At 51.8% G+C, this 23,320-nt stretch carries 21 protein-coding genes; 16 read left to right on the plus strand and 5 right to left on the minus strand.

All coding sequences use genetic code 11. The annotated features are described in order from the left end of the window. Positions 1-314 precede the first annotated feature (314 nt). The 11 genes from DTHIO_RS03720 (at position 315) to uxx1 (ending at position 11,471) form a co-directional block, all read left to right on the plus strand. Positions 315-2,570: a TRAP transporter permease gene (locus tag DTHIO_RS03720; RefSeq protein WP_008869012.1), complete on the plus strand. Its 2,256-nt coding sequence runs from the start codon at positions 315-317 to the stop codon at positions 2,568-2,570. Positions 2,571-2,573: 3 nt separating this feature from the next. Next, on the plus strand, positions 2,574-3,038 hold the full coding sequence (locus tag DTHIO_RS03725) for a universal stress protein (protein ID WP_008869013.1): 465 nt from the start codon (positions 2,574-2,576) through the stop codon (positions 3,036-3,038). 487 nt (positions 3,039-3,525) lie between these two features. Beyond that, positions 3,526-3,963 carry an arsenate reductase ArsC gene (locus DTHIO_RS03735; protein WP_008869014.1) on the plus strand — a complete coding sequence of 146 codons (438 nt, stop codon included), beginning with the start codon at positions 3,526-3,528 and terminating at the stop codon, positions 3,961-3,963. A gap of 285 nt (positions 3,964-4,248) precedes the next feature. Further along, positions 4,249-4,962: a GAK system XXXCH domain-containing protein gene (locus DTHIO_RS03740; RefSeq protein WP_008869015.1), complete on the plus strand. Its 714-nt coding sequence runs from the start codon at positions 4,249-4,251 to the stop codon at positions 4,960-4,962. 19 nt (positions 4,963-4,981) lie between these two features. Then, entirely contained in the window at positions 4,982-6,145 is a 1,164-nt protein-coding gene (locus DTHIO_RS03745; RefSeq protein WP_040417920.1) for a hypothetical protein, read from the plus strand. Next, complete coding sequence (locus DTHIO_RS03750; protein ID WP_008869017.1) at positions 6,145-6,432, plus strand: amphi-Trp domain-containing protein; 288 nt, start codon at positions 6,145-6,147, stop codon at positions 6,430-6,432. The genes DTHIO_RS03745 and DTHIO_RS03750 overlap by 1 nt, the downstream gene beginning before the upstream one ends. Continuing rightward, the gene (locus DTHIO_RS03755; protein ID WP_008869018.1) at positions 6,433-8,079 is read left to right on the plus strand and encodes a PhoU domain-containing protein; all 1,647 of its coding nucleotides are present in this window, start codon (positions 6,433-6,435) and stop codon (positions 8,077-8,079) included. Positions 8,080-8,489: 410 nt separating this feature from the next. Continuing rightward, entirely contained in the window at positions 8,490-9,389 is a 900-nt protein-coding gene (locus tag DTHIO_RS03760) for a GAK system ATP-grasp enzyme (RefSeq protein WP_008869020.1), read from the plus strand. Between the two features lie 7 nt (positions 9,390-9,396). After that, entirely contained in the window at positions 9,397-10,605 is a 1,209-nt protein-coding gene (locus DTHIO_RS03765) for a GAK system CofD-like protein (RefSeq protein WP_008869021.1), read from the plus strand. 210 nt (positions 10,606-10,815) lie between these two features. Next, on the plus strand, positions 10,816-11,211 hold the full coding sequence (locus tag DTHIO_RS03770; protein ID WP_008869022.1) for an amphi-Trp domain-containing protein: 396 nt from the start codon (positions 10,816-10,818) through the stop codon (positions 11,209-11,211). A 59-nt stretch (positions 11,212-11,270) separates the two neighbouring features. After that, positions 11,271-11,471 (plus strand): UXX-star selenoprotein family 1, encoded by a 201-nt coding sequence (uxx1, locus tag DTHIO_RS03775; protein ID WP_435050722.1) that lies wholly within the window; start codon positions 11,271-11,273, stop codon positions 11,469-11,471. A gap of 140 nt (positions 11,472-11,611) precedes the next feature. Here uxx1 and nadD read toward each other — a convergent pair whose 3' ends face one another. The 5 genes from nadD to DTHIO_RS03800 all read right to left on the minus strand — a co-directional run bounded on the left by nadD (position 11,612) and on the right by DTHIO_RS03800 (position 19,256). After that, positions 11,612-12,310 carry a nicotinate (nicotinamide) nucleotide adenylyltransferase gene (gene nadD, locus DTHIO_RS03780; protein ID WP_050775125.1) on the minus strand — a complete coding sequence of 233 codons (699 nt, stop codon included), beginning with the start codon at positions 12,308-12,310 and terminating at the stop codon, positions 11,612-11,614. 449 nt (positions 12,311-12,759) lie between these two features. Then, a complete protein-coding gene (gene uvrB, locus DTHIO_RS03785; RefSeq protein WP_008869025.1) occupies positions 12,760-14,754 on the minus strand; it encodes an excinuclease ABC subunit UvrB in 1,995 nt (664 codons plus the stop codon). A gap of 303 nt (positions 14,755-15,057) precedes the next feature. Then, positions 15,058-16,167: an NUDIX hydrolase gene (locus DTHIO_RS21965; protein ID WP_008869026.1), complete on the minus strand. Its 1,110-nt coding sequence runs from the start codon at positions 16,165-16,167 to the stop codon at positions 15,058-15,060. After that, complete coding sequence (gene xseA, locus DTHIO_RS03795) at positions 16,167-17,513, minus strand: exodeoxyribonuclease VII large subunit (RefSeq protein WP_008869027.1); 1,347 nt, start codon at positions 17,511-17,513, stop codon at positions 16,167-16,169. The genes DTHIO_RS21965 and xseA overlap by 1 nt, the downstream gene beginning before the upstream one ends. A 9-nt stretch (positions 17,514-17,522) precedes the next feature. Continuing rightward, positions 17,523-19,256, minus strand: coding sequence for a proline--tRNA ligase (locus tag DTHIO_RS03800; protein ID WP_008869028.1), 1,734 nt, complete (start codon positions 19,254-19,256; stop codon positions 17,523-17,525). Between the two features lie 335 nt (positions 19,257-19,591). On the opposite strand from DTHIO_RS03800, the gene DTHIO_RS03805 reads away from it, so the two are divergent. The 5 genes from DTHIO_RS03805 (at position 19,592) to hepT (ending at position 23,297) form a co-directional block, all read left to right on the plus strand. Continuing rightward, positions 19,592-19,825, plus strand: coding sequence for a Nif11-like leader peptide family RiPP precursor (locus DTHIO_RS03805; protein ID WP_008869029.1), 234 nt, complete (start codon positions 19,592-19,594; stop codon positions 19,823-19,825). Positions 19,826-20,069: 244 nt separating this feature from the next. After that, positions 20,070-21,236 (plus strand): GNAT family N-acetyltransferase, encoded by a 1,167-nt coding sequence (locus DTHIO_RS03810; RefSeq protein WP_008869030.1) that lies wholly within the window; start codon positions 20,070-20,072, stop codon positions 21,234-21,236. A 190-nt stretch (positions 21,237-21,426) separates the two neighbouring features. Continuing rightward, positions 21,427-22,482 carry a hypothetical protein gene (locus DTHIO_RS03815; RefSeq protein WP_008869031.1) on the plus strand — a complete coding sequence of 352 codons (1,056 nt, stop codon included), beginning with the start codon at positions 21,427-21,429 and terminating at the stop codon, positions 22,480-22,482. Between the two features lie 19 nt (positions 22,483-22,501). Further along, positions 22,502-22,894 carry a type VII toxin-antitoxin system MntA family adenylyltransferase antitoxin gene (gene mntA, locus DTHIO_RS03820; RefSeq protein WP_008869032.1) on the plus strand — a complete coding sequence of 131 codons (393 nt, stop codon included), beginning with the start codon at positions 22,502-22,504 and terminating at the stop codon, positions 22,892-22,894. After that, positions 22,884-23,297: a type VII toxin-antitoxin system HepT family RNase toxin gene (gene hepT, locus DTHIO_RS03825; RefSeq protein WP_008869033.1), complete on the plus strand. Its 414-nt coding sequence runs from the start codon at positions 22,884-22,886 to the stop codon at positions 23,295-23,297. The genes mntA and hepT overlap by 11 nt, the downstream gene beginning before the upstream one ends. The last annotated feature ends 23 nt before the right edge of the window (positions 23,298-23,320 follow it).

The following is a 23,320-nucleotide window of genomic DNA, read 5'->3' on the forward strand; positions in this document are numbered from 1 at the left end:
ACCTGCCGGTTATACATGATCACACAGCATTAAAGGTCATTTCCTCCCAGGCTCTGTCCGGCGGTACTTTATAAGTGTCAATTAATCCTGGTCCCGTTACGTAATCATTTTTTGGCCGGGAGGTGTCCGCCCCCCTGCGACACTGGAACCATATCCGTTTTTTCCCGGGTCTTCATGACCCGCCGGCCCCATGGCGGGCAGCCTGCAGCTTTAAATTCCCGTATGAGACAACATCCTGATTAATCTCTGCCGCAATCCGGCACAAAGACCTACTCTTCCCGAATGGATAACCGCCAAAAGAACAGGTAAACCACATGAGCGAACAAGCCGGAAAAAACAACACTCTTGAGGAAAACCAGAAGACCACGGAAAATCAGGACGGACAGGACAAAGCACCACCCACGACCAAAGAAGCCAGAGACCTGGTGGTCATGGTGGAGGCCGGGGTCAGGGATCCCAAAAGCATTGTTGCCAGATGGATTATTGTTCTGCTTTGCCTGGCCTGGTCCATTTTTCAGCTGTCAATAGCTCATGACCCCATAAATTCGCATATTGCCAGGATCTGGCACCTGGCTTTCGCCATAGGACTGACCTTTCTGGTTTATCCGGCTTACAAACAGCACTCTACGCCATTCTGGGTCAGTCTGACGCAAAAGATCATTCCTTCTTTCGCCAGCAAATCCATCCGTAAAACCATTCCCGTATACGACTGGATATTTGCTGCTCTGGGCATGGCTTCTGCTCTTTACTTATGGTGGGATTTCGACAACCTTATTTTCCGCCAGGGCATGCCCAACCAGACCGATATTGTCATGGGCTTTATCCTGATTGTCCTTTTGCTGGAAGCTGCCCGCCGGGCCCTTGGACCGGCCCTGTCCATTCTGGCCGCCATCTTTCTGGCCTATAACTTCATTGGCCCTTATCTCCCGGAAATACTCAGACACAGGGGCATTCCCCTGGACTTCATGATCAGCGACATGTACCTGACCACCACCGGGATTTTCGGGGTGCCCCTGGGGGTTTCCGTATCCTTCGTGTTTCTCTTTGTACTCTTCGGAGCACTGCTGGACCGGGCCGGCGGGGGAAAGTATTTCATTGACGTGGCCTTTTCCGCCCTGGGGACCTTCAGGGGAGGACCAGCCAAGGCAGCGGTACTGGCCTCGGGCATGACTGGCATGATCTCCGGTTCTTCCATTGCCAATACAGTCACCACCGGGACCTTTACCATTCCCCTGATGAAAAAAGTAGGGTTCCCGGGACACAAGGCCGGGGCGGTAGAGGTGGCCGCCTCCACCAACGGCCAGATCATGCCTCCCATCATGGGGGCCGCGGCCTTCATTATGGCTGAGATCATCGGCATACCCTACTTAGACGTGGTCCGGGCCGCCCTGTTTCCAGCCCTTATAGCCTACCTGGCCCTTTTGTACGTGGTCCACCTGGAATCGCTTAAAATGGGCATCAAGCCCTTGCCGCGCAAGGAACTGCCCAAATTCTGGAAAACCGTACTGAGGGGATGCCATTTTATAATCCCCCTGGCCATTCTGATTATCTACCTGGTTGTACTGAGGCGCTCTCCTGTTGCTTCCGCCCTGCACGCCATCCAGGGCCTCATGGTTATCATGCTGGTGCAGCGGCCCATTATCGCCTTTCTCTCCCTGGGATATCACCGCAAAGCCGGCACCCTGGACCCGGACCTGGACCTCAAGCGCTACATCAGCGGGGCTTTTGTGGACGGCCTGCGTGACCTGTGGGACGGCCTGATCATGGGAGCCAGAAACATGATCTCCGTGGGCATAGCCACAGCCACGGCGGGCATAATCGTGGGCGTGGTCTCCATAACCGGTCTTGTGGGCCGATTCGTAAATATCATTGATGTGCTCTCCATGGGCAACATGGCCCTGATGCTTGTTCTGACCGCCATGACCAGCCTTATCCTGGGCATGGGCATGCCTACAACCGCCAATTATATAATAATGGCCACCCTCACCGCGCCGGTCATTCTACACCTGGGCGCGGACATGGGCATAATTTTTCCCATCATAGCCATTCACCTGTTTGTATTCTATTTCGGAATCCTGGCGGACGTCACCCCGCCGGTGGGCCTGGCCTCCTACGCCGGAGCGGCTATAGCCAGGTCCGATCCCATCAAGACAGGGGTGCAGGCCTTCTATTACAGTCTTAGAACAGTTATTCTGCCTTTTATATTTCTGTTCAATACGGAACTGCTAATGATTGCCGGGGTGACCGCAGCCGGAGGAGTAATATGGCTGGATGATCCTGTGCGCCTGGCCTGGATATTCTTTTCCGGACTTATCGCCATGTTCGCCTTTGCCTCTGCCCTTCAGGGCTGGCTGGTGATAAAATGCAGGTGGTACGAAAGGCTGTTTCTGCTTCTGGCCTGCGCCACCGCCTTCAGGCCGGGCGTATTTGAGGTCTACCTGCCCTTTGACCGCCTGGGAATGCAGATCCTGGGGGTATGCATGTTTTTCGCCGTATATATATTCCAGAAAATCAAGGTCCGGAGATTTCAGAAATTCATGGCCTCCAGGGCCCAGGAAAAAGGAGAATAAATCATGTACCAGCGCATTCTTGTTCCGGTTGACCTGCAGGAAGAAGACGAGCGCCTGCGCAACCTTGCTCTGCAGAATGCAGTGGAACTCTGCAGGTTTTATAATGCCCGCCTTTATGTGCTTACTGTTGTTCCGGACCTGGGCATGCCCGTAGTGGGCAACTATTTTCCCCAGGACGTGAGCAGCCAGATTGTACGCGAGGCTGAAAACCTTCTTCATGAACATGTGACCAGTCACTTGCCCCAGGATCTGGATATCCAGCATATAGTGGCCCAGGGAACTGTTTATCGCCGCATCCTGAAAACCGCCAGGCAAGTCAATGCCGACCTTATAGTCATCCCGGCTCACCGCCCGACCCTGACAGAGTATTTTATCGGATCCAACACCTCCAGGGTGGTGCGCTACGCCGGATGTTCGGTGCTTGTTGTCCGCTCCGAACTGGACCAGAACATCATTTGCGTGCGATAAAGGCAGACTTGGCATCCGTTATGAACAGCGCTCAAAAAATTAACGAAAACGGCACAAACCTGTCACCTCTGAATGCTTTACTCCCTGAAAGCTGTCTAACGCGGGCTTTGCCCACAACCCAGATAAGAAAAGAGTTTTTGGCCCACAGATCACACAGATTGACACAGATAAAAGAGATTGAAGAAGCATGTTTTTTCCTTGCGGGAATAAGAACCCGCAAGGAAAAGGCATCAGCCGCTTGCGCGGGGGAAGATTACTCCCCGGTATCTACCGCGGATGCGGTGGAGACCATGTGCATACCAGGTTCTTCATTCCTGGTATGCACATAAAAAACCTCTCTTATCTGTGTGATCTGTGGGCAGTAGTCTTTTTCTTAAAAAAATAAGTGAGGCACAGTCCCAGTGCCAAGCGATGAACCCCGTCATGGCTCAAATTTTTCTTGTTTTTTGTGACAGGGTTTCAGGAGTAAGTCTAAAGGAGCTGTCAAATGTCTGAAAAAAAGAACATTCTTTTTCTGTGTACCGGCAATTCCTGCCGCAGCCAGATGGCCCAGGGGTGGACCAATGCACTGCAGAGTGAAAATTTCCAGGCCTTTTCCGCTGGAGTTAAAAAAAGTTCGGTGGACCCCATGGCTGTAGAAGTAATGGGGGAAGCAGGCATAGACCTTTCAGGGCACTATTCCAAGCTCATTGAAGAACTGCCCGGGGTCAAGTTTGATTATGTGGTGACTCTTTGTGATCATGCCCGGGAAAGCTGCCCGGTTTTTTTCTCCGATGCCCAGAAAATTCACCACGGGTTTGACGACCCGCCTTACCTGGCCCGGGATGCCGCCTCACGGGATGAAGCCCTGGGATATTACCGCCGGGTGAGAGATGAAATAAAAGACTTTGTCCAGTCTTTTCCCCAGAGTCTGAAAACAGATTGACCCTTGTGCCTTCACTGAATTATGCATAAGAGTGATCTGGTTTTTGGTAACTGTAAGCCATGGTAACATTACAGTGAAACTTATTTATTGACCTCCGGGGACTGGCTCTTTTGCTGCCGAATTTTCGAAGAATTGCAAGTTTGCAACCGGCAAAAGTGCCTGTCCCCAGTTTAGACAGGTTGAAAAATTTTTATAAGTTTCGCTGTAGTGGTAACGGTTTTGCAGAAATCAGAGCAGACACAAAGAATAATGAGTAGACATTGAAATTTTTAACCAGGGAGAAGCATGAGCAAGGGAAAAAAGTTCTCTCAAAGTCTGAGCCTGGAGGAGGCTTCAAATTTCCTGGCAGAACTGTCCGCAGCACTGGAAAACAGGGAGGTAGTGCTGCAGGGCGAAAAAATCGCTTGGGACAGCATGCGCAAACTGAAATGCTCGTTTTATCCAAGAGGTGACAACCTGACCCTCAAGGTCAGTGTGGAGCAAACCAAGCCCGAAAATGAATCAAATGGCCTGCCTAAAAAAAAGAAAGGCAGAAAAAACGCACTGAAGCAGCTCAAGGCCGGGGCAAAGCTTAAACGATCAGAACTTAAAAAGAGGGTCAGGACCGCCTTCCGGGGTATTATGGACACCAGTGTTAAAGACGAAACACAAGCTGATGAGGCTGGTGCAGCACCTGTCCAGCCCCCCGGCACTGCAGGACCTTCCAGGAGCAAGACCGGCTACAAGACCTTGAAGAAAAGAATGAAAAAAACATTTGCCAGTATCCTGCGAAACGCGGCCAATTACCAGTTGCCCACGCAGAAGGAAATGGACTCGTTTATAAACGATTCCCAGGCCATGGTTGAATTCCCCGGGTATGGAGACGAGTATTACCAGGAATACATGGACAGAGTAAGGCAGATGCAGGAGGCCTTCAGGCAAAATGATCCCCGGGAATTAATGCACAAGGCTCAGGAAGTGAACCAGCTGCAAAAAGACTGCCACAAGCGATACAAGTAGACAGCCCATGAAAACCGATATGGAACAAACACATTACGAGGGGGATGAACTCAAGCAGGATCCAGGGACTGCGGTGCCGGACATCACGGAAATGGATCAGAGAATCCTGTCCGAGATTGTCTGCGTCCAGATAACTCCTGAAGAGATGCACAAAATCATCATGCCCGTCAAGCAGCAGCCCCATCAGAAGACGGTCCTGGCTGTGCACTGGCACCCGGAATATATCCCCATGGAGCTCATCAAAAAAAGAATTGAGAACACCTTCCCCAACAAGGAACAGGAACTCATCATCCCCACCCAGCACAACGAGCTTCTGACTTACGACGACCAATACCATGGTGCGGAGATTGACTGCTATTCCAGGGGATTTCAGCGCAAGGTGCAGCTTCTGCTGCACTGCAGGCTTGAAGACCCTGACAGGGCGGGCGTTCTGAGATCAATGCTCAACCATACGTATGAATACCGCTCCAGCCAGCTTTTTGAACTTCTGGACACTTTCATGGATCCCAAGTGGGAAGACTATCTGCAGCTGGCCGCCGAAGGCACCGGAGTCGGGGAAGAAGTGGTCCATTTTGCCAGGGTTCAGACCTACAAACTATACCGTCTGCTTCAGGAACATAAGAACTCCATCTCCAGGGATTTTTTGAAAAACAAGCTGCTGCGGGACTTTATTGACGGCCAGAGACACCTTTACCCCGACCAGTTCATCAACAGGGTCCAGGTGTTCGTCAAATCCGTAAAAAAAATCGTCAAGGCCAACTTCAGCCTGGAATACTTCTACCGCACCTCTGAAGTCATCGAAGAGGCCAGAAGCCTGGGATGCGGTATAGTTGTGCCCCACCCTGAACAGTTCTGGCCCATACTGCTTTGTGACTACGACATAGACGGTTACGAAGTGTGGAACCCCCAGTCCAGGGAATATACCGAGTTCCTGGTCAATGTCATCAACCGCCAGAACAAATCCAGGAGCAGGTCCCAGAGACCCCTTCTGGTATTTATGGGCGATGACGCCCACATGGGGGAAAAAATAAAGGACCCCACTAAAATAGAGGCCGCCAAGTACTACCGGGAAATCGGGGTTCAGCCGGCATGGGATGATCTGACCATTAAAAAGTCGCTGATCATAGGCAACTTTGACCGCCGGAAAGTAATGAATGAGTATAAGACCAGGCTGGATGGATAATGACTGAAGAGAAGAAATTTTTCCTGGAGTCGCTTCAGGACAAAGAAACCATCTGCAAATACCTGGATGCCCTGAAGGAGGGCTTTCAGCAGGGAAGCATCCATCTTTCAAGCAATGAACAGACCCTGGATATTGAACCCTCCGGACTTATCAAGTTTACCATCAAGGGCAAAAAGAAAGATGGCGAAATTAAGCTAAACCTGCGCTTCAGGTGGACAGATGAGGATGACCTTCCAGAGCTGGACGACTCCTGGAACCATAGTGAAAAAGATTCAAGGGACGGATAGATGCCTTATTTCAGTGACCTGGAAGAAAAAATCCATTTTATGGTCCTGGAAGTAAACAGGCAGCTCGACGACACCCTGAAAATCATCCAGGATCCTGATCCCAGACTGGTGGACAAGGTCAAATCCCGGGACGACCGCATAGATAATTACAAGGTCATCATTGAAAACCTGTGTTTTTCCAGGATTCACGGAGAGGAAAACCTGAGCAAAAAACAGGTGGACTTTATCCGGGCCACCAACATCATCAGCAACAACCTGGAAAAAATCAGCGACTTCTCGGTTTACATAGTCGATCAATTGAACTACCTGTCCAGCGTTGAATACCTGCACAACTACAATTACCAGCCTTTTTTCCAGCATCTGAGCAGTTCACTGGACATGGTGGTCCAGGGACTGTTTACACGGGACCTGAACCATGCCCTGAACATCTGTAGAACCGAATTTGTTATAGACAAGCTCTTCAAGCGTGTTTTTGATCAGATTATCGAGGAACTCGACACCGCCCCCAATAAACAGAATATCATAACCTGCCTGTTTATATTCCGCTACCTGGAAAGAATGGGGGATGCCCTGCTCAACATCGGAGAAGCCATTATTTTCTCCGTATTCGGCGAAAAGCTGAAAATTCATCAGTATCAGGCCCTGGTGGAAAACCTGGACTCCATAAACAACGATATTTCCATCCAGGACGTGGGATTTGAGTCCATCTGGGAATCCAGATCAGGCTGCCGCATTGGTAAAATCATGGATTCTTCCCGCAGCGGCAGCCAGGGTGTCCTTTTCAAGGAAGGCAAGGCCGAAAAAATATCCAGGGAAAAAGAAAACATAGAGAGCTGGAAAAAGATATTTCCCAGTCTGGTTCCCAAAATATTCAGTTATACCCAGAGCAGAAAAAACGCGTCCATGCTGCTGGAATTTCTCCCCGGGTGCTCCCTGCAGGAGACAGTTCTGACCCAGGACCGGGACACCCTGGAAAACGCTTTGTTCATCCTCAAGGAAACCCTGTCAATCACATGGAAAGATACCCTCAAGAACAAGCAGGTAAGTTCCGGATTTATGAAGCAGCTTGCCCAGCGAATCGACGACGTGCTCATGATTCACCCGGAATTCAATTTTTCCGAAGCCAGTATCGGATCCCTGACCACCCCTTCTCTGGAGGACGTTATCAGGATCCTTAGCGAAGTGGAGGCCGAACTTAATGCTCCATTCTGCATATTTATCCACGGTGACTTTAACACCAACAACATAATCTACAATCAGAAAGAACAGCAGATCTACTTTATTGATCTGCACAGATCCTGCTACGGAGATTATGTCCAGGATGTATCTGTATTTCTGGTATCCAACTATCGCAAACCCGTTTTTGATGCCGGGATACGCAGGCTCATCAACCGGCTGAACCAGGATTTTTTCAATTTTTCCAGGCGATTTGCAGCGGAAAATGCAGATGAAACCTTTGATGCCAGGCTGGCCATGGGACTGATCCGCTCTTTTTTCACTTCCACACGCTTTGAACTCAACCAGGAATTCGCTCTTGGCATGTACCAGCGGGCCCTGTACCTGGCTGAAAAAATCATCGCCCACAGGGGAAGGCCCTGGAGAGAGTTTTCCTTGCCGCCGGATGTGTTTAAATATGCAAGCTTCTGATGTGCCGGGCAATTAGAGCCCAAAATGGCCAGGTCTTTGAAAATGCTCAATAATAAGAAGAAACATGCTAACCCGGGCTTTGCCCGCAACCCAATAAAGAAAAGAGCTATTTGACAGGATTAACAGGATTAAGAGATGGATAAAGAAAAAAATCATTTTGTCCTGGCCGGAAGCCAGGCCAAAAGGTTATCACTCCAGCACTCACTTTTTTCCGGCTCTCATGAATCCCAGAAGAAAGTGAGTGCTGGATGGTTAATGCAATCTGCGGCTTCCGGCCGCTGATTGCTTATCCTGTCATCCTGTTAATCCTGTCTAAGGCCTGCCACGCGCTTCGCGTGGTTATTGTTTTTTATGACAGGATATCTAGAGTAAGCCTAAAAAGGTCCGTATAAAAAACTCACTACAAGACCATGAATGCTTCAAAAAAAGACAGAAAAATAGCCGTGATAGGCAACCCCGGCAGCTGGTCCACTGAAAAACTGGCGGACGCCCTGGAAAATAAAACCGGGTTTCGCTGTGTTGTGGACATATCTTCGGTGATTTTCGATATAAACCACAAGACCCTGTTTTACGGTGACCTGGACCTGGCTACCCTGGACGGACTGGCTATCAAAAAAATCGGCCCCGTGTATTCCCCGGATATGTACAACAGGCTGGAAATGCTTCGCTTTTTCTGCAGCATGGAAATACCGGTATTCTCCAGGCCGGAAATGATCATGCAGGCCGTGAACAGGCTCAGCTGCACTGTGAACCTGCAGATAGGCAACATTCCCATGCCGCCGACAGTGGTTACCGAGGACATGGAACTGGCCTGCGATACAGTGCGCAGATTCAAAAAGGCGGTGTTCAAGCCTCTTTTTTCTTCCAAGGCCCGGGGAATGCTGGTAGTGGAGGAAGGGTATCACTGCCGCTCAGCCATTGCCGAATTTCAGGCGTCAGGCAACAGGACCATGTACATCCAGAAAATGGTTTCCATTCCCGGCCGCGACCTGGGCGTGGCCTTCATGGGCGGTGAATATATCGGCACTTATGCCCGGCGCAAGGGCGACTCCTGGAACACCTGCACATCCAGCGGAGGAAAATACGAGCGCTGTGAACCGGACCCGGAAATAATCAGCCTGGCCCACAGTGCCCAAGCTCTGTTCAACCTGGATTTCACCTGTGTGGACGTGGTGGAAACCGATCAGGGCGCAATGGTCTTCGAAGTTTCGGCCTTTGGGGGCTTCAGGGGACTTTACCAAGCCTGGGGCATGGACGCTGCAGATATGTATGCCGGCTATATCCTGGACAACCTTAAATATCGCTCCTGAAACCTGCATGCCTTCAGAATCTGCACATAAAATTCATATATGCCGGACAGTATCTCTGCCTGATCCAGTAAAACTCACCAGGTATCTCAAGGTTCCTGAATTCGGCCCCAGAATACTTTTTTTCAGCGGCGGCACTGCTCTGAACCCCCTCAGTCGGGCCCTGGTGCGCTACACCCACAATTCCATCCATCTGGTAACCCCTTTTGACTCCGGAGGAAGTTCGGCCAAACTGCGCAACACATTCAAAATGCCGGCAGTGGGTGATATGCGCAGCCGCCTCATGGCTCTGGCCGACCAGAGCGTCAAGGGCAATCCTGAAATCTACAACCTGTTTGCCTACCGTCTGCCCAAGGATGAAGACAGGGAAAAGCTTAAATCCATCCTGATGCGCATGGCTGACGGACATCATCCCCTGGTGCGCAGCATCCACGATCCCATGCGCAAAATAGTCTGCAGTTACATTACCGCCTTTGCCAGAAAAATGCCCGAAGACTTCGATTTAAGAGGGGCCAGCATGGGCAACCTCATTCTGGCTGCCGGGTATTTCAGCCACAATCGTCATATAGACCCGGTAATCTTTCTTTTTTCCAAGCTGGCTGAAGTACGTGGCATGGTCAGACCCATAATGAACAAGTATCTGCACCTGGTATCCAGGCTGGAAAACGGGGAAATCCTCCTGGGGCAGCACGAACTTACCGGCAAGGAAACCCCGGCCATAGAATCGCCGGTGCAGGAAATATATCTGAGCAGCAGCCTGAAAAAACCGGCACCAATATACCCGCGTCTCAAGGAAAAGGTCAGACGGCTGATACAGGATGCGGAACTTATCTGTTATCCCATGGGCAGCTTTTATTCCAGCCTCATGGCCAACCTGCTGCCCCGGGACGCAGGTTCAGCCATTGCCCGGAACGAATGCCCCAAGATCTACATCCCCAATACCGGACACGATCCCGAAGAAAAGGGCACCAATCTCAGGCAGAGAGTTGAGATTCTTCTTTATTATCTGCACCAGAGCGCCGGAAAAAAACACAAGGACAGTCAGCTGCTCAATTTTGTCTTGCTGGACAAGGATCATGAATTGTATAAGGGGGGTGTAGACGTATCAGGAATAGAGAGACTGGGTGTAAAGGTGATAGAAGCCCCTCTGGTGGACCCTGAAAACCGGCCGTTTCTCAATGCGGATTTTCTCCTTGAGAGGCTTCTTTCCATGGTCTGAAACAATCGAGTGTATTATCACTACAGCGAAACTTATTTATTGACCTCCGGGGACTGTCCCGCACCTACTTGGGAATGATTTCATGAAATCGCTGGAACTTGCTGAGAAATCAAGTAGGTGCGGGACTGTCCCCAGTTTAGACAGGTTGAAAATTTTTATAAGTTTCGCTGTAGTGTTATTCTATCATCAAAAAACAAACGGAGGACGAATATGAGCAAGAATGAACTTAAGTACAAGGCTGTTTTGGGTAAGGACCAGGTCATTGAACACCTGGAGAGTCTTATGCACGCAGTCAAGGAAGGACGTCTCAATGTGCAGCATGAAGACCAGTCTCTGTGCCTTGCCCCGGGAGAAAACCTCAAGCTGGAAATCAAGGCCGGAGCCAAGGAAAACAAGGAAAAAATCGAGTTTGAACTGAGCTGGAGCGAAAACATGGAGCTGACTGACCAGGTCGGCCAGTTGAACATTTCCAGCACTGAGCCGGAAGTGGAATCCTTTTCTGAAAACCCCTTGCAGGAAGGGGATGCTTCCAGCAGGTCACCGGCCTCTTCCGGACCGGCCATAGTGGCCGGAGATGAAAGCAGTGGGGAAAAGGACAAAAGCTGAATTTTAAAACTCCCGGGCAGGGCACTGCCCTGACCGGGACCATGAAAAAGGAACATATCATGCCCAGAACCATTATATACGGCAAAAGCACATGACCCTTTACCAATAAGGCCCGTGAGGCTTATAAAGATCACGACTACGTGGATGTTGTGGAAAAACCGGAGGAACTGCAGAAAATGCTGGAACTGTCAGGAGGCAAGCGCAAGGTTCCGGTAATTGTTCAGGGCGAAAATGTAACCATTGGCCATAACGGCTCCTGAGGCGTGTAGTCTACCGGCAGGATGCCGGTTTGCAGGCGCAGAGGACAGGGATCAGAGGTCAGGGGTCAGGGGTCAGAGACTTTAGCGACTTAAGCGACTTTAGCGAAGAGGTCGGAGGGCAGAGGACGTCGCTTAAGTCGCTAACAGAGATCAGAGGTCTTTGCAGCCTGTGCTGAACTTTTTTCCCACAAAGTCCGTACCTCCCCGGATGAACCTGCCAGGATGTCTCTGACCCGGAAGGGCACCAGCCAGTCTATGCTTTTTCCAGCCAGCCATCTGGAGCGGATCATGGATGAACTGATCTCCAGCCTGGGAACGCTGTAAAAACTGATCCTTTTGCCGTTTTCCAACTCCCAGCATTTCTCATTCTCCTGCTCTACTTTCCAGAATCTGGATGCAAAAACGCCTACCTGGAAGTGCTCGCCCTGCCTGCCTATTACCAGCAGATTGCTCAGACGGGCAAGTTCCTGTCCACGATGCCACTTGGGCAATGTAAACAGATCCGTATCCCCCAGGATAAAATTGAGTTCATACTCTGGATATTCACTCCTGTATGCTTTCAGGGTATCCACGGTGTAGGAAGGCCCCGGCCTGTCCTGCTCCAGGGGGTTTACTTCCAGTCCGGCAACACCGTCTATGCTTTCCTGCAGCATGCGCAGCCTCATAGCAAAGGGAAGTATACCGGCCGGATCCTTGTGCGGAGGAATGTATGCCGGCACCAGTTCCACCCGGTCCAGGCCGGCCTGCTCCAGCATCTCCAGGCACAGACGCAAATGCCCGATGTGTACAGGATTGAAGCTGCCTCCCAGCAGGCCGATACGTGGAGTTTTATTGCTCATACAATCTAATGGGGCCATGCCCGCGACCTGTTGTCAGTTAGCTGTTATCAGTGGCTTACTGCTGAAACCTTGTCATAAAAAACAATAACCACGCTAACCACGCTATGAAGCGTGGCAGGACGCGTGGCAGGCCTTAGACAGGATTAACTACGCCAAAGACGCGTGGCAGGCATAGATTGCATTAACCATCCAGCACTCACTTTCTTCTGGGATTCATGAGAGCCGGAAAAAAGTGAGTGCTGGAGTGATAACCTTTTGGCCTGGCTTCCGGCCAGGACAAAGATGATTTTCTCTTCATCAATCTCTTAATCCTGTTAATCCTGTCAAAAAAGTTCTTTTCTTTATTGGGTTGCGGGCAAAGCCCGCTTTAGTTAATTGGGATAATGCAGTTAATTCAGGGTGTTGTTCAGTAACAATTAACAATTAACTGATAACTGTTAACTTCCAAGCTAAACCATCAAAGCATTTTTCAGGTCCTGAATGCGGTCCCTGACCCGGGCCGCTTCCTCAAATTCCAGGTCCTGGGCCAGCTTGCGCATTTTGCGCTCCAGACTCTTTATTTCCTTCTCCAGCTTTTGCGGATCAGCACCATACCGGGAAATCTCCTCAGCAGCCAGCCCCATCTGTTCAGGTTCAGGCTGGTTGTGCATCTCGTACAGGGTGTTGGGTCCGGCTTTGACAATGCTGGCCGGGACTATGCCGTGCTCCAGGTTGAATTCCTTCTGCTTGCTTCGCCTGCGCTCGGTCTCGTCCATGGCCCGCCGCATGGAGTCCGTAACCCTGTCCGCGTACATGATCACCCTGGCATCCACATTGCGCGCGGCCCGGCCGAAGGTCTGGATGAGGGACCTGGTGGAGCGCAGAAAGCCCTCCTTGTCCGCATCCAGGATGGACACCAGTGACACTTCCGGGATGTCCAGGCCTTCGCGCAGAAGGTTAATCCCCACCAGCACGTAAAACTCCCCTGCCCTGAGGGCCTGGATAATGGCCACCCTCTCCAGGGTATCTATGTCCGAATGCAGGTACTTGCTCCTGACACCCCGTTCCTGCAGATAGTCCGTAAGATCTTCGGCCATGCGCTTGGTCAGGGTGGTCACCAGCACCCTCTGGTCGTTTTCCTGCCGCTGCAGGCATTCATTGAGAAGATCATCCATCTGGCCATGGGTGGGACGCACCTCGATTTCGGGGTCCACCAGACCGGTGGGCCGGATGATCTGCTCCGCCAGAACCCCCTGAGATTTATCCATTTCCCAGGGGCCGGGAGTTGCGGATACGTACACTGTCTGTCCCATCCTCTCCTGGAACTCATCAAAACTCAAGGGCCGGTTGTCCAGGGCCGAAGGCAGCCTGAACCCGAAATCCACCAGGGTCTTCTTCCTGGACAGGTCTCCGTTGTACATGCCTCCGACCTGGGGAATGGTAATATGGGACTCATCAATGAACAAAAGGTAGTCATCCGGAAAATAATCCAGAAGGCAGGCCGGGGGCTGACCCTGCCTGCGTCCGTCCAGATGCCTGGAATAGTTTTCAATACCGTTGCAGTAGCCCATCTCCTGGATCATCTCCAGGTCCAGCTGGGTCCTCTGCTCCAGTCTCTGGGCCTCCACCAGCATGTTCTGCTCCTGAAACCAGTTCAGCCTGTGCCGCAGTTCATCCCGGATGTCGTTCATGGCCCGCTGCAGGTTGTCCTGGTCGGATACGTAGTGGCTGCCCGGATAAATAACCGTTTTCTTGAGCCTGGATTTTATCTCCCCGGTTAATGGATCGGTCTCAAACAGGGATTCCACGGTATCTCCGAAAAACTCAATTCGCAGGGCCTGTTCCATGCGATAGGCCGGGATTATTTCCAGGACGTCTCCGCGCACCCGGAAAGTACCCCGGTGAAAGTCGTAGTCGTTGCGCTCGTACTGCACCTCCACCAGCCTGGCCATGAGCTCGTCCATGTCCATGGTCTGCCCTTCTTCTAAGGGAATGATCATCTTGGAGTAGTATTCCGGAGAACCCAGGCCGTATATGCAGGACACCGAGGCTACAATGAGCACGTCCCTGCGGGTGAGCAGGGCATGGGTGGCGGCGTGCCTCAATTTGTCTATGTCGTCATTTATGGAGGAATCTTTTTCAATGTAGGTGTCGGTGCGGGGCAGATAGGCCTCGGGCTGGTAATAGTCATAGTAGCTGACAAAATACTCCACTGCGTTTTCCGGGAAAAGCAGCCGGAATTCGTTGTAGAGCTGGGCCGCCAGGGTCTTGTTGGGGGCCATGACCAGGGCCGGACGGTTGCTCCTGGCAATGACATTGGCCATGGTAAAGGTCTTGCCTGAACCGGTCACGCCCAGAAGTACCTGGTGATCCAGGCCCTGATCCAGGTTCTGCACCAGATGTTCAATGGCCTCAACCTGGTCACCCTGGGGAGTATATTCAGATACGAGATTAAATGCTGTCATGTGTTAAATGTAGTGGCTTACTCCTCAGACCCTGCCACAAAAAACAAGAAACTTAGACAGGATTAACAGGATTGACAGGATAAGCAATCAGCGGCCGGAAGCCGCAGATTGCATTAGCCATCCAGCACTCACTTTCTTCTGGGATTCATGAGAGCCGGAAAAAAGTGAGTGCTGGAGTGATAACCTTTTGGCCTGGCTTCCGGCCAGGACAAAATGATTCTTTTCTTTATCCATCTCTTAATCCTGTTAATCCTGTCAAATAGCTCTTTTCTTTATTGGGTTGCGGGCATGGCCCGCTTTAGTTTACCGCTTACCCATCCACTGCCTGTACAGCCTGAATTCGTCTTCAAAGTTGTCACTCAGAGTCCCATTACCCAGATTTTCTTCAATCTCTTCTGTTTTCCAGAATTTCACAGCGTCAATTTCTTCCGGGTTGAATTCCACCTGTCCATCATACCGGCAGGTATAAGTATAGACCAGTTCAGACTCAAAGTCATTGGAATGGATATACTTGTAGGCAAACTGCACATCCCTGGGCCGGATCCCCAGTTCTTCCTGCATTTCCCGGTACATGGCCGTCTCAATGGACTCACCGCAATCCACGTGTCCGCCCACTGAGGTATCCCACCGACCCGGGGCCACCCTCTTATTCAGAGAACGCTTCTGCAGAAGAAGCCTGTCCTGGTCATCAAAGACCAGTACATGCACCACCCTGTGCAGCAGACTGTTGTTTCCGTGCACGCGTTTCCTGGGTGCCGCCCCCAGCACGCATCCCTCCCGGTCAACCACTTCCAGTATTTCCTGTTCCTGTACCAGGTAATGGCAGATGGCCCGGGCGGCATCTCCATAACCCTGATGCTCAGGTATATGCTGTGCATGGGAATCCTCTGCCGCAGGCAGATCAATACGCAGGTCCGCCTGGTGCAGGTATTTTCCGAGCATATCAGCATATTCTTTTAAAAACGGCTCATTGGAAAATAAGCCTTTATAAACTTCAGTCCAGAAATAATCCTCCACAAGGACAGAGGCAATCCCGGCCTTGCCGGCTGCAGCTATGGCCAGGGGCGAAGTATCGCTTATAGCCAGGCAGCATCCAGCCTCTGAAAGCAGCTGTGAATATTCCCCTACCTGCTCCTGCCCGAAGGACAGGCACCTCTGCAGAAACTCTGCTTTTTCTTCCGGATTATCCTGCCGCGGTCGGTCATGCACAAGCGCCGTCCCGGGATATCGGTTGTGACAGGCATGCGCAGCCTGGAGATGATTTTTCAAGACATCTTCCCGGACTCCTGAAAAAACCTCGAAATGCACAAAGGGCCATTGCGCATGGATGGAGTTCATAAGGCAGGCCGCCCGCCTGACATGCCCGGGGTCCTGCACTGGTAAAAAATACGCCAGAGAAAGTTTGTGCTGCATCAATCTCCTCCCACCCGGCTCTTAATCTGTCCATCAATCACTGTAATCTCCAGAACGTCGCCGGGGCTTACGTCATGTACGCTGCGCAGGAATTTCCCGCTTTTGGCCACAGTAACCAGGCTGTAACCCCGCCTGATGGGTGCGTAAGGATCCAGGGACTCCAGCTTTTCCGCAGCAAAGGACACTTTATTCTCCCTGTCTTCCAGGAAATTAACCGCCCGGGCCTTCAGTGTCTGTTGCAGATAATCCAGCTGCTGATGCCTGACTTCCCAGTAGTCCGGGCTGAATTTACCCCGGAGCCTGGATTCAAGCTCCTGGACCATACGCATGTACATATCCAGAAAATTCCCGCCCTCCCTCTTCAAAGCCTGCTCCAGGGAGTCAAGCTGTTCTTCCCTGCGCTGCATCTGCCTGGCCGGGCTGAGCCACCCCAGTCCCCTGGACATATTCTGCAGCTGTTCTTCCCTGGTCTTTAAAAATCTCTTATAGGCCTGCACCAGGAGCATCTCCTGCTCATCCAGCCGCACCCAGAGATCCTTTCTCTGAAGCCACAGATGCTGGGGAACATGGCTGGGAGTGGCCGCCCGCAGATCAGCGGCCAGGTCAGCAATGGTGGTATCCACCTCGTGTCCCACCCCGGTGATGACTGGAATATGCGAACCGGCTATGGCCCGGGCCACCTCTTCACTGTTGAAGGCCCACAGATCCTCCAGGGAACCGCCCCCGCGCATGAGCACCAGGACCTGCACTCTGTCCTCCCGGCAGGCCCGGTTTATCGCCCGGACAATATCCGCCGGGGCCTTGTCCCCCTGTACCAGGCTGGGATAGACAATTATCTCTGAGCCATGCCCCATATCATCGGCCACACGCATGAAGTCCTGCAGGGCAGCGCCCGTAGGGGCGGTAATTATGCCCACCCGCTCCGGGTTGAAGGGAATCTTCATCTTGCGCTCCGCTTCAAAGAGCCCTTCCTGCTGCAGCCTGGCCTTGAGGGCCTCAAAGGCCAGAAACAGATCCCCCAGGCCCTGCTCCTGGACCAGTTCGGCGATGAGCTGGTAGGTGCCCCTGGGGGGATATACGCCTATACGCCCGGCACAGATGACTTCCTGACCGTTGTCCAGGCTTGCCGCAGGATCACTGTTCTGCTTGCGGCTGGCGGCCTGGGTGTTTTTGAACCACACCACCTGCAGGGCGGCCTGCTCATCCTTGAGGGTGAAATAGATATGACCGGAACCCGGACGGCTGACATTGGTGGCCTGCCCCCGCACCCAGACAAAGGGGAAGTGCATCTCCACCACTTCGCGGATGGCTGCGGTAAGCTCGGATACATTGAATATATGAGCCATGCACAAACGCTACCCGGCATCAAGCCCGAAATGCTCTCTGACCTTGCGGCGCACCTCCTGAAAATGCCGCCCGAAGTCCTCCAGAGGCAGTTCATGCCTGTGGCCGGAATGGCGCTCCTTGACCTCCAGCACCCCGTTCTTGATGCCCTTGGCTCCCACAATCACCTGCAGGGGAGAGCCCACCAGGTCGCAGTCCTTGAACTTGAATCCCGGACGTTCGTCTCGGTCATCCAGGAGAACATCCACGTTCTGGCTGCAAAGCTCATTATACAGGGACTCGGAGTGGTTACGGACCATTTCATCCTTGGGATTCAGGGCGATAATGGTCACCTCGAAGGGCGCAATGGCCGGGGTGAATATGATGCCGTTTTCATCATGATTCTGCTCGATGCAGGCCGCCAGAACCCGGCCTACGCCTATGCCGTAGCAACCCATGATCAAGGGTTTTTCAGCACCATGCTCGTCAAGGTAGGCAGCATTCATGGACTGGCTGTACTTGGCACCCAGCATGAAAATATGTCCCACCTCAATGCCCTTGGTCATGCGGATGCCGCCCTGACACCTGGGGCAGGGATCTTCCCGGGTGATGCTTCGCAGGTCGTGATAAGCATTTACCTGGGCATCACGCCGCAGATCCACGTGCCTGAGATGGGCATCATCTGCATTGGCCCCGGTTATCCAGTCGGTTTCCAGGCGAAGCTCCAGGTCGGCCACGATTTTATCCACCTTGAGGCCCACAGGTCCGGCAAAACCCATGCCTGCTCCGGTCCACTTTTCCACCTGCTCTTGGCCGGCCAGCTGCAGATGCTTAGCCCCGAGGAGATTTCCGAGCTTGACTTCGTTTAGCTCGCGATCGCCGCGCACCAGGGCCGCAACCGCCATGCCGTCGGCATCATACAAAAGGGTCTTGAGCACCTTCCTTTCCGGTACATTCAAATACTCTGCCACCTGGGGAACGGTATGCATGCCCGGGGTCATCACCTTTTCCGGGGGAAGGGAGCATTCCGGACAGTCCTCACTGGCGCATGTGACCTCGGCCTTTTCCAGGTTGGCCGCAAAATCGCAGTGGGTACAGGTGGCTATAACGTCTTCCCCGGTATCCGCCAGGACCATGAATTCCTGGGAAACACTGCCTCCTATGGCCCCGCTGTCAGCTTCCACTCCCCTGAACTGCAGACCCAGCTTCTCAAATATGCTCACGTATGCCTGACGCATCCATTCGTAGCTCTGGGCGGCCCCGGCCTCGTCCTTGTCAAAGGAATAAGCATCCTTCATTATGAATTCGCGTCCACGCATGAGCCCGAACCTGGGGCGGATCTCATCCCTGAACTTGGTCTGAATCTGGTACAGGTTCAGTGGAAGCTGGCGGTAGGAACTCACTTCCCTGCGTATCAGGTCGGTAATGACCTCTTCGTGGGTGGGACCGATGCAGTAGTCCCGGTCATGGCGGTCGCGGAAGCGCAAAAGCTCCTTGCCGTAGGCCTCCCAGCGCCCGGTTTCCTTCCACAGATCCCCGGGCTGCACCGCCGGCATGAGCAGCTCAATGGCGTAAAAACGGTTCATTTCCCCGCGTATCACCTCGGATATCTTTTGCAGCGCCCTCCATCCAGCAGGCAGATAAGTGTAGATACCTGCTGTAAGTTTGCGGATCATACCGGCCCTGAGCATCAGCTTATGGCTCACCACCTCGGCTTCAGCCGGTTCCTCCTTCAATGTGGGCATGAAATACCTGCTCCAGCGCATGTAAAACTCCTGTTGCTGTATAAATTGTATTTTCGGAAAAATAGCAAAGCTCCCAACCCTTGGAACCAGGAAACCTTACTTGTGATCACCTCAGGAAATCAAGAAAAAACCAGGGGGATTTTTGCGCCTGACAAGTGCAGTTCAGGCACGATAACTTCCTGAATCCCCCCCTGATGGGTTACGCGGGGACTGTCCCCTGGCCTTTGAAAACTTTTCAGAAAATATATTGACAGTAAAAAAATAGTAATTATTATTGTGTGCAAGTAAGGATTTAATCAGGTTTTTATCAACTGCCTCTGCCTGATGGGGCGCACAACCATTTAAGGAGACTTGATATGTCTATCGATTCCGCCAGAGAGTTTGTTAACAGGGTATGCTCCGACAACGATTTTGCAAAGAATCTTTCCGACTACAAGGATGTTGAAGAGTTCTGCAATTCCCCCAAGGCTAAGGATGCGGGATTTTCTTTTTCAACAGATGACCTCAATGTTGTTAAAAGAGAATTGACTGAAGAACAGAAAGCCAACCTGCGCTGCCAGGATGAAAACTGCAACTGGCTGGGCGGCTGATCCGTAAAATACAGAAATTTTCAGTAGATCACCTGCTTAATCCAGTTATCTGTCTGAAACCATCATTTGATACCCTTGATGATTTGGCCACCGGGAAGATACCTCTTGCCGGTGGCTTTTTTATTCATGGCTGCAAAACGTTCCTGAATAAGCAGCAAAGTGAACTCTGACAGCATGGCTTATCAATGGTTATCCTGCCAAGAGATTCCTTGGCAAAAAAGACTGTCCTGGTTATTCTCCAGGTATGCATGACTTGATGGATACAGAACAAGGCTTTTATTTCAAATGGCATGATTCCATACAGCAGATACCCGGAACCGACTGGGACACTCTCACCCGGGACCTGGACACCCCTTTTCTGGACTGGGAGTGGCTGCACCTCCTGGAGGAGTCAGGTTCGGTCTCACCTGAAGCAGGCTGGCAGCCATGTCACCTCGGGCTCTACAGCAGCCACAGGCTTATTGCCGCCGCCCCTTTGTACATCAAGTACCACAGCCAGGGCGAATTTGTCTTTGATCAGCAGATTGCCCGCCTGGCAATGCGTCTAAACCGCGCCTACTATCCCAAGCTGGTGGGCATGAGTCCCTTCACCCCCCTGAAAGCATACCGGTTCCTGGTGCATCCCGGACAGGACCAGGACGCCCTGGTCCGTCTCATGCAGGAAGAAATAGAAAACTTCTGCCTCAGACACAACCTGTCCGGCGCACATTACCACTTTGTTGACCATCCATGGATGAAACTTTTAAACACCAAAAACTTCGCTTCCTGGCTGCATCCAGGCTTTGTCTGGGAAAATCATGGTTACCGGGACTTTGACGCTTTTCTGGCCGGATTCAAGTCCAGCAGGCGCAAGAACATCAAAAAAGAACGCAGCAAACTCGCTACTCAAGGCATAAGAATTCAGGCCCTCACTGGTGATGATATTCAGCCGGAACACCTGCAAAGCATGTACAATTTCTACCTGCACACCAACCAGAAATACTTTCCCTGGAGCTGTAAATACCTGACCCGGGAATTCTTTCTGGGACTGACCCGGGATCTGAAAAAACAGGTCCTGCTCCTGGCCGCCTTAGGTGAGGAACATCAAGAGCCTTTGGGCATGTCCATGCTCCTGTTCAGTAAAGACAGGCTCTTCGGCAGATACTGGGGAGGCATGGATAATCTGCCTTTCCTGCATTTCAGCCTGTGCTACTACGAACCTATAAACTGGGCCATCCAGCAGGGAATACAGACTTTTGACCCCGGTATGGGCGGTGAACATAAACTGCCCAGGGGATTCAGACTGGTTCCCAACTACAGCCTGCACAGAATCTTCGACCCCCAGCTTCAGCACATTCTCAGCACCTGCCTGCAGGAGGCCAATATGCATCTGCAACAAAACATGGATGAACTGAACCGGACGTTGAATTAACAATGCACTGCCTGGTTTTATTTTTTTAAAAATATCAATACAGTATTGACCAAACCTCTGTTCCAGCCTAAACTCGGGACATTACAATAAGTTAATCGGTAGCCATTCAGGGGGCCTCGTTATTGATTACTGGAACCAGGCATCCCCTGAATGGTTACGTTACGTTAATCGAACAAGGCAGGAGGAGAGTATGGCCGGGATAGAATTCAAAGTCCATCACCAGCAGTCGCTTTTTCATAATCCCTTCCAGGACATGCAGCTCACTACTCAGGACCTGGAGGTCCGCACAGACCCCCTTACCGGGCATCAGAGCGTGCTCAACACCGGACTGGAAGGCAAGGCTCAGATCCTGTTTCCCGACACTGACTATGAGTACCTGGAGCAAAGAGGCCAAGAAACCGCCCGGACCTGCTTTTTATGTCCTAAAGACTGGAAAAAGAACACCCCGGCCTACCCGGAGGAATTTCTGCCCCAAGGCAGACTGGAACACGGCCAGGCTGCACTTTTTCCCAACCTTTTTCCCATCGGCGCATATCACAGTGTAATCAGGCTGGGGGACAAACATCTGCGCAAGCTGAATGATTTTCCGGTGCAGCTGCTGGCAGACGGCTTTAGCGTGGCCCTGGACTTCGTGCGCAAATGCCACGGTTATGATCCAGAGATGCGCTATGCCACTCTTAACGCCAACTACCTTTTTCCGGCGGGAGCCAGCCTGGTGCATCCCCATTTCCAAATAATAAACAGCCCCACGCCAAGCACCCATCATGAACTCATACTGCAAAAATGCGCCCGGTATCATGAGCAGCACAACAGCTGCTTCTGGGATGACCTGCTGCAGCAGGAAAAGGCCCGGGATGAGCGCTGGATAGGAACCACTGGAAACGCCTGCTGGATTACCGCTTTCGCACCCATGGGCTACAATGAAATCCAGGTCGTCTGGCCGGACAGGCAGAACTTTCTGCAGTGGACCCACCAGGACGTACAGGACCTGGCCCGGGGCCTAAACCATGTATTTAACGTCTGGCATGAAATGAGCCTTTCCACCTTCAATTTCACCTGTTTCAGCGCACCTCTGGACCAGGACAGCCCGCATTTCTGCTGCATGATGCGCCTGGTGAACAGGCAAAACGTAGCCCCGCATCACAGGACGGATGATTATTTTTTCCAAAAGCTCATGCAGAACGAACTGATTCTGAACAGACCGGAAAACATGGCCCGGAAGATGCGTGAAGCCTTTAGCTCATAATTGCCCTTGTGAAAAATCAATGCCTGATAAATATCAATTCAAACAGATCATAGAACATGTAAGGCAGGATGAAAGAATCCTGGCCCTTTACCTTATGGGCAGCGCTGCAACAGGAAAAATGCGTCCGGACAGCGATGTTGACCTGGCGCTTCTGGTCAAAGATCCCAAGTTATTTAGCGACATGGACCGCCTGCACCTGGCCGGGGACCTGGCCTTTATGACAGGATTGATGCTGGATATAGGAGAAATAAGCTCCCGCAATCTGGTTTACGCAAAGGAGGCCCTTTTGACAGGACAAAGAATTTTTGTCCGGGATAAATCCGAAGCTGACTTGAAAGCCTGCACACTCCTGGGAATGTACATTGTCTTCAACGAAGAAAGACAGGAGGTGCTCCGCGCCTATGAATCATGATGATATCACCCGGAACAAGGCAGCCATAATCGAACGCAGCTTACGCAGGATGAAAGAAGAATACAACCTGGACTCGGACTTAAAACAGCAGACGCACATTGATGCCCTGATTCTGAATTTGGAACGGGCCTGCCAGGCGGCCATCGATCTTGCCATGCACCTTGTGGCCGAAAAGCACCTGGGCATGCCTCAAAGCAGTGCCGATGCTTTCAGGCTCCTTTTCAAAAGCGGCATCATCTCGGAACAGACCGCCCGGAGTATGATTTCCATGACCGGATTCAGAAATGTGGCTATCCATGAATACCAGAGCTTGAATATGAATATTGTCAGATCCATTGCCAGTGAAAAATGGATATCCCTGGTTGATTTCTGCCAAGAACTGGGTTTGAAAATAAAGCCGTAATGCTTGCCGGGGGTATCATGAAA

It is taken from the genome of Desulfonatronospira thiodismutans ASO3-1, from assembly GCF_000174435.1.
GTDB lineage: Bacteria > Desulfobacterota > Desulfovibrionia > Desulfovibrionales > Desulfonatronovibrionaceae > Desulfonatronospira > Desulfonatronospira thiodismutans.

Coding starts and splice junctions, on each gene's coding strand:
- DTHIO_RS03815 (WP_008869031.1), top strand. CDS start 21,427: ATGGCCGGGATAGAATTCAAAGTCCATCACCAGCAGTCGCTTTTTCAT.
- DTHIO_RS03750 (WP_008869017.1), top strand. CDS start 6,145: ATGACTGAAGAGAAGAAATTTTTCCTGGAGTCGCTTCAGGACAAAGAA.
- DTHIO_RS03725 (WP_008869013.1), top strand. CDS start 2,574: ATGTACCAGCGCATTCTTGTTCCGGTTGACCTGCAGGAAGAAGACGAG.
- DTHIO_RS03740 (WP_008869015.1), top strand. CDS start 4,249: ATGAGCAAGGGAAAAAAGTTCTCTCAAAGTCTGAGCCTGGAGGAGGCT.
- xseA (WP_008869027.1), bottom strand. CDS start 17,513: ATGGCTCATATATTCAATGTATCCGAGCTTACCGCAGCCATCCGCGAA.
- hepT (WP_008869033.1), top strand. CDS start 22,884: ATGAATCATGATGATATCACCCGGAACAAGGCAGCCATAATCGAACGC.
- DTHIO_RS03720 (WP_008869012.1), top strand. CDS start 315: ATGAGCGAACAAGCCGGAAAAAACAACACTCTTGAGGAAAACCAGAAG.
- mntA (WP_008869032.1), top strand. CDS start 22,502: ATGCCTGATAAATATCAATTCAAACAGATCATAGAACATGTAAGGCAG.
- uvrB (WP_008869025.1), bottom strand. CDS start 14,754: ATGACAGCATTTAATCTCGTATCTGAATATACTCCCCAGGGTGACCAG.
- DTHIO_RS03745 (WP_040417920.1), top strand. CDS start 4,982: ATGGAACAAACACATTACGAGGGGGATGAACTCAAGCAGGATCCAGGG.
- DTHIO_RS03810 (WP_008869030.1), top strand. CDS start 20,070: ATGCATGACTTGATGGATACAGAACAAGGCTTTTATTTCAAATGGCAT.
- DTHIO_RS03770 (WP_008869022.1), top strand. CDS start 10,816: ATGAGCAAGAATGAACTTAAGTACAAGGCTGTTTTGGGTAAGGACCAG.
- DTHIO_RS03805 (WP_008869029.1), top strand. CDS start 19,592: ATGTCTATCGATTCCGCCAGAGAGTTTGTTAACAGGGTATGCTCCGAC.
- nadD (WP_050775125.1), bottom strand. CDS start 12,310: ATGAGCAATAAAACTCCACGTATCGGCCTGCTGGGAGGCAGCTTCAAT.
- DTHIO_RS03735 (WP_008869014.1), top strand. CDS start 3,526: ATGTCTGAAAAAAAGAACATTCTTTTTCTGTGTACCGGCAATTCCTGC.
- DTHIO_RS03755 (WP_008869018.1), top strand. CDS start 6,433: ATGCCTTATTTCAGTGACCTGGAAGAAAAAATCCATTTTATGGTCCTG.
- DTHIO_RS03765 (WP_008869021.1), top strand. CDS start 9,397: ATGCCTTCAGAATCTGCACATAAAATTCATATATGCCGGACAGTATCT.
- DTHIO_RS03760 (WP_008869020.1), top strand. CDS start 8,490: ATGAATGCTTCAAAAAAAGACAGAAAAATAGCCGTGATAGGCAACCCC.
- DTHIO_RS03800 (WP_008869028.1), bottom strand. CDS start 19,256: ATGCGCTGGAGCAGGTATTTCATGCCCACATTGAAGGAGGAACCGGCT.
- DTHIO_RS21965 (WP_008869026.1), bottom strand. CDS start 16,167: ATGCAGCACAAACTTTCTCTGGCGTATTTTTTACCAGTGCAGGACCCC.